Origin of the sequence: Chroococcidiopsis cubana SAG 39.79, assembly GCF_003991895.1 — a bacterium.
In the GTDB taxonomy this organism is placed as follows: Bacteria; Cyanobacteriota; Cyanobacteriia; order Cyanobacteriales; family Chroococcidiopsidaceae; genus Chroococcidiopsis; species Chroococcidiopsis thermalis.
Map to the genome: position 1 here is coordinate 6,378 of NZ_RSCK01000126.1, position 470 is coordinate 6,847.

The window sequence follows — 470 nt, forward strand, 5'->3', positions numbered from 1 at the left end:
ATCTTCTCTAGACCAGGCTGCACAACCGATAAAGTCTCCAGAAGCACCTGTTGAAGAGCAAGCAATCGATGAAATAGTAGAAGTGCCAAGCTCGCGGCTAGCGCTGGGAACCTTTAAACGTATACCCATCCAACTCATTGACTTATTCTCAGTGGCAGCAAGAGTTGAGGGAGATTGAGCGGGAGCAGGCGAGTGATGTCTGGGAGTCTTGTCCCTATGACTAAAATGTTAGTAGTTCTAGCCTTACGGGAGTTTTAGAGCGATTACACAAGCGAGAGAACAACTTGGTTTGAGATTGTCCTGCTGGAAGAAAATTTCGGGATTGAGCCTTTGTGTGAAACCATTCCGAATCTCCCATTCATCCCGTTGATTTTGAAGAAGTAGTCCTGACCAACGTGAGTTCGACGGCTCAAAAAATAGTAGGAGGTAGAGCTGGCAAGCCATGAGGATGGATATCTAAAGACGGCTTT